Raw genomic sequence first — 3,728 nt, 5'->3', positions numbered from 1 at the left:
GTCATTTTTGTTTTATACTTATCCATGTTGTAAGTCCTTTGTTTTGGTCTTGGATAAGTCATCCAACCCCATTATAAAGGACTTTTTTATGTCATGAAACAGTTAAATTTTTAATGCAACACTAGTGAATTATTTATAAGAAGTTTCAATAACCGGAAGGGTTAAACCTGGATATTCAACTGCAAAACTTGAGTAAATAATTTAAAGATGTATTTTCCATTAAAAGGTGGCTCTTTTGATAGTGGTGAGCAAGAATATATAAAAGCTGTAGATGACGTCACTTTTTCAGTGTATGAAGGAGAGACTTTAGGAATTGTTGGAGAATCTGGAAGTGGTAAAACAACCTTAGGACGTACAATGATCCGTTTAAATGAACCAACGGCGGGTGAAATTCTTTATGAAGGGGAAGATATATCAAATTTTTCGAGAAAATAGTTGACTCCTTATCGGAAAAATATGCAGATAATTTTTCAAGACCTCTATTCATCCTTGGATCCAAGGATGACAGTCGGAGAGATTATTGAAGAACCTTTAGTTATTCAAAAAAAGTTAAATCTTACTAAAAGAACTGAACGCGTAAAGAAACTCATGGAAATGTGTGGTTTAAACGAAAGTTTCATTAATCGTTATCCACATGAGTTTTCAGGCGGACAGCGTCAGCGTATTGGTATTGCTCGCTCCTTAGCATTGAATCCAAAAATGATAGTTTGTGATGAAGCAGTATCGGCTTTAGATGTATCTATTCAATCTCAAATCATGAATTTATTACTTTACTTACAACGGCGTGAAAATTTAACTTACGTTTTTATTTCTCATAACTTAAATGTGGTCTACCACATGTCTGACCGAATAGCGGTAATGTATCATGGAAAAATTGTAGAACTAGCAGATCGTGAAGAATTATATTTCAATCCGATTCATGATTATACAAAATCATTACTCAAAGCAATTCCCAATGTTGAAAACGGGTATATTGCAGGTGGGAGTCAGATTAATTACGAAGCGAGTTTACCAGATGGATATTCATTTACTAAAATAATTGAAGACAATCAAGCTTTATACGAAGTAAAACCTGGACATTATGTATATTGTTATAAAAAATAGTAGGAATGGAGCAGATAAATGAATAAAGATTTGAAATATTTAGACACACAACTACCAGAGGATATAGCAAAACTAAAAGCCGTGGGTGAGTATGACCGAGTCGAAAGAATCATCGATAAACGCTTGGAAAAAGATTTACCGGTTGCTTTAAGAAAGAGATTAGAACAAGAAAAAGAAATACTACCTATTATTAGAGATTCTTATCCTCATACCTACGAGGCAGCATTATCATTATTTAAAGATAATATTGCCGATTTTAAAACCGAAGAATTCGAAAGTTTACGCGATGAAGATGCCTTAGATTGGGTATATTTGGATGGCGAAATTCATTTCCGAGAAAACATTTTACAAAATATTATGAAAACTCGTCCCAATTATGCCAAACGTTGTACTAACCCTGAATTACTAGATAAGCGCACAAATTTACTTAATGAAACAATGCATAAGATGAAAGAAAAAGGGGAATTGACTTATCATATTCGTTTACGTGCAACTTTGAAGGTGAAACCAGAGGCTCAAAAACCAGGAGAGAAAATTAGAGTTCACTTGCCTTTGCCGATTGAATATGCTCAAGTAAAGAACTTTAGACTCATTGATACATCTCATAAATCAGCTCTAGTGAATGAACCTGACCATCCAGCAAGAACCGTTTATTTTGAGAAAGAATATGAAGCGGACGAAGAGTTTTATGTGGAATATGAATTCGATAATCATATGGTGTATAAAAATCCTTTGCCGGAAGAAGTAGACGAAGCACAACCTACATTTTATACTGAAGAACAATTACCACATATTAAATTTTCACCTTATATCAAATCAGTAGCTAAAGAGATTATCGGGAATGAAACCAATCCTCTTGAAAAAGCACGTTTAATTTACGAATATATTACTAAAAATGTGATGTATTCGTTTGTCCGTCCTTATTACACCATTACAGATATTCCAACTTACGCTTTAACAGGTTTTAAAGGAGATTGTGGTATCCAAGCTCTTACTTTTATTACCTTATGTCGTGCAGTTGGAGTTCCAGCAAGATGGCAGGCTGGCTTATACACCAATCCAGAAACAATAGGAAATCATGATTGGGCTCAATTTTATGTAGCCCCATTTGGCTGGTTATATGCCGATACTTCTTTTGGTGGCTCAGCATACCGAACAGGTGAAGAAGAACGATGGAAATTCTACTTCGGGAACTTAGAACCATTCAGAATGCCAGCAGTATCCGATTTTCAACATGATTTTACACCTGCGTTAGATTTCAGTCGAAATGATCCGTATGATAATCAAAACGGAGAAGCTGAATTCGAAAGTGGAAAATTAACTTATAATGATATTGAAACAACGGAAGTCGCTATTGAAATTTATGAAAAGGAAGATTAATCGATGAAAATTACTAAAATTTCTCACAAAACAATTACTATTGAACCTATTGTAAGTTTCAAAATTGCGAGTTCAGATGATACTCGGACGGATACAGTTATTGTAAAGGTTGAAACGGATGCAGGGGTTACCGGGTATGGTGAATCTCAGCCTTCGAAAGTTGTTACTGGTAATAACATAGAAGATGTAACAAATTTCTTAACGGAAATGGACAATACATTAAAAGGTGAAAATCCTTTAAACATCGGGCGCATACATGAAATCATGAACCGCCAATACAAAGGGAAGACTGCAGGAAAAGCTGGTATCGATTTAGCTTTATATGATATTTTAGGAAAACACACAGGCCTTCCAGTTTACCAATTGTTAGGGGGATCATCAAACCAGGTAGAATCAGACATGACAATCGGAATCGATGAACCTAAAGAAATGGCGAAACTTGCAAGACAATATGTCGATGAAGGATTTAATATTCTGAAAATAAAAGTTGGATTGAATGCGAAAGATGATATAGAAGCGATTCGTTTAATTCGAGAAGAAGTTGGACCAGATATCAGTCTCCGAGTGGATGCGAACCAAGGCTACTATAAGAAACAAGCCGTCCATGTTCTAAATGAATTTTATAAGTATGGTGTGGAAGAAGTAGAACAACCTGTTCCATATTGGGATTATGAAGGTATGAAGTTTATTAAAGACAATGTAACACAACAAATTATGATGGATGAATCTGTCCTCTCACCCCAAGATGCATTTCGCGCGATTAAGGAAGAAGCATGCGATATCATCAATATTAAATTAATGAAATCCGGTGGCATTTATCCTGCCTTACAAATAAATGCGATCGCACAAGCTGCTGGCTTACAATGTATGGTAGGTTGTATGTCTGAATCCCGTATTGGGATTGCTGCTGGAGCAGCTTTAGCTGCTTCACAAAAAAATATTACTTATGCGGACTTAGATAGTTATCGTATGAGTAAAGAGGTTCCCGGCATTAAGAGTGATTTCACGCAAGAAGGTGGAATTATGACTTTGTCAGAAAAACCAGGACTAGGATTAGATATTGATTTAGAATTTTAATATTTAGTCTACAATCATATTATTAATCCCCCCAAAAAGTTAGTTACTGTCAAATTTTTTTGTTCTTAAAGGTCTATAACCGTTGTTCTATCAAGGAAAAGACAAAAAACACTTGCCCCTCCCTCATTTATCGGTAAAATAGTAGGTATCCGACTACCAAACTATCC

At 35.2% G+C, this 3,728-nt stretch carries 2 protein-coding genes and 1 pseudogene; all 3 read left to right on the top strand.

What is annotated here, in order from left to right; translation table 11 throughout:
- The first annotated feature begins 207 nt into the window (after positions 1 to 207).
- The 3 genes and pseudogenes from ACYQ2O_RS11050 (at position 208) to ACYQ2O_RS11040 (ending at position 3,561) form a co-directional block, all read left to right on the top strand.
- A pseudogene (locus tag ACYQ2O_RS11050) lies at positions 208 to 1,104 on the top strand (ABC transporter ATP-binding protein).
- 18 nt (positions 1,105 to 1,122) lie between these two features.
- The gene (locus ACYQ2O_RS11045; protein WP_346025510.1) at positions 1,123 to 2,484 is read left to right on the top strand and encodes a transglutaminase-like domain-containing protein; all 1,362 of its coding nucleotides are present in this window, start codon (positions 1,123 to 1,125) and stop codon (positions 2,482 to 2,484) included.
- Between the two features lie 3 nt (positions 2,485 to 2,487).
- A complete protein-coding gene (locus ACYQ2O_RS11040) occupies positions 2,488 to 3,561 on the top strand; it encodes a mandelate racemase/muconate lactonizing enzyme family protein (protein ID WP_346025509.1) in 1,074 nt (357 codons plus the stop codon).
- The last annotated feature ends 167 nt before the right edge of the window (positions 3,562 to 3,728 follow it).

It is taken from the genome of Alkalibacterium sp. m-11 (genome assembly GCF_054658155.1).
Note: the sequence above shows the minus strand (reverse complement) of the source record. Positions and strands in the feature narration are given on the sequence as shown.